This is a genomic window from Gilvibacter sp., assembly GCF_013214815.1.
Classification (GTDB): Bacteria; Bacteroidota; Bacteroidia; order Flavobacteriales; family Flavobacteriaceae; genus Gilvibacter.
Genome location: NZ_JABSPU010000149.1, coordinates 1 through 1,704, shown reverse-complemented (window position 1 = coordinate 1,704; position 1,704 = coordinate 1). Strand labels below are relative to the sequence as shown.

General features: G+C 43.0%; 1 protein-coding gene. It reads right to left on the bottom strand.

Annotated features, from left to right (window positions below):
* The coding region (locus tag HRT75_RS14745; RefSeq protein ID WP_291188385.1) for an MBL fold metallo-hydrolase at positions 1 to 1,086 on the bottom strand (1,086 nt) is incomplete at its 3' end.
* Between the last annotated feature and the right edge of the window lie 618 nt (positions 1,087 to 1,704).

Below are 1,704 nucleotides of genomic sequence, written 5' to 3'. Positions count from 1 at the left end.
TATAGATCCGATCTTGGCCGTTACTATAAACTGTTCGCTCTGCTCAGCACTAGTTTTAAAGCGTTCAATAGGTTCCTTCCAATTGTGAAGAGAGAGATCAAACTTCCCCCAATGGATGGGAAACAACATCTTGGCCTGCAGATCAATTCCTGCTTGTACAGACTGCTCTGGGAACATATGAATCTCCGCCCAGCCACTGTTATAAGCGCCGTTCTCAATGAAAGCAATATCAAAAGGCCCGTATTTTGCGCCGATCTTGGCAAAGTCCTCTGTATAACCAGAATCACCGGTTAAGTAGATGTTTTGACTGCTTCCCTTAACGATCCAGCTCCCCCAAAGGGTAGAGGCTCTGTTGAAGATCCCACGTCCAGAAAAGTGACGCGAAGACGTAAAGGTGAATTTCACCCCTTTAAAGCGCTGCTCTTGATACCAATCAAATTCCTGAACCTTTTCATAAGCAACACCCCATTTCAGTAAATGTGCCTTAATGCCCAGAGGCACCAAATACTGCTTCACCATGGGGTCCATTTCCTTGATGGCCTTCATGTCCAAATGGTCATAATGATCGTGAGAGATCAAAACTACATCAATTTCAGGAAGCTCCGCTATGGTAGGACGCTCGCCCAAAGGGAAAGGCTTCCCTGCAAAAAAGACTGGTGACGCACGATAATAAACAGGATCAATAATGACGTTGGTGCCATCTACATTCATCATAATGGTAGAATGCCCAAACCAAGCAAAACTGCCGGGAGTAAATTGCGTTTTGTCAAACTTTAAACTCGGCAATGGCTGCTGTGGATTCTTGCCTTTAGGAGGGGCCAATGAGCCTAGCATATTAGTTTGCGTATCGGGCCAAGCCAAACTGTCCTTTGTAGAGGTCATGACCTGAGTGGCTTCTTTATTGAGGAACTTCTTGCCGTCATATTGGGCCTCAATGGCCAGTTTAGCCATCAGGCTACGGTCTGGGTTCGCTCCAAATACAGGATCAATCTGTATATAAAGCAATACAATAAGCACTAAGCCTACAAGGATTCCGAGGGTCCATAAAAGCATACGCAGCAGTTTTTTAAAGATTCTTTTGATCATGGTTTTAGTTTTAACCAGCTGATGCAAAGATCATAAAGATTCTAAAGGTGCAATTATACTTTTTACTGATGTGGCTGTTATTCACAGTAGTTATAACGCCTCGTGAAGCGGCACTGCGCTTACTTCACGACCGCGCTCTTCGCAGTACGCGGTACTTTGCTGCGATCGCTGGCGCGAGACGGATAAGCTATTAAAGCTAGCGCATAAAAAAAGGGAAACAACTTGTGCTGTTTCCCTTTTTAGTCCGGGTCATTTACTAATTCCATTATTCTAGGTAATAAATTTCATAGTTGTTCAAAAACCTGGAGCCTCGATTTCTATAGGCTTCTATGATGAATCTTCTCGACTCCAGTAGGTGTTTGTTTACTAACTTTTTCATTGTGATAACTGTTTGATGTGATGCGCTGTCTAAATCGCTATTAGCGACTGTAGTTCCTGTAATTGGACCATTGTACTCCTTTGCTGCTGATTCCTGTTGAGAAATAACGTCCTGTTCTTTTTGTGGTGATTGATGAGTTCATAACTGTTCGATTTTTGATTTAATTGATTTGATGAATTTTTGATTGATGTTTTGGTGCTTTTTAGCGGCTGTGGTTTCTGTAAGCTGACCATTGCACG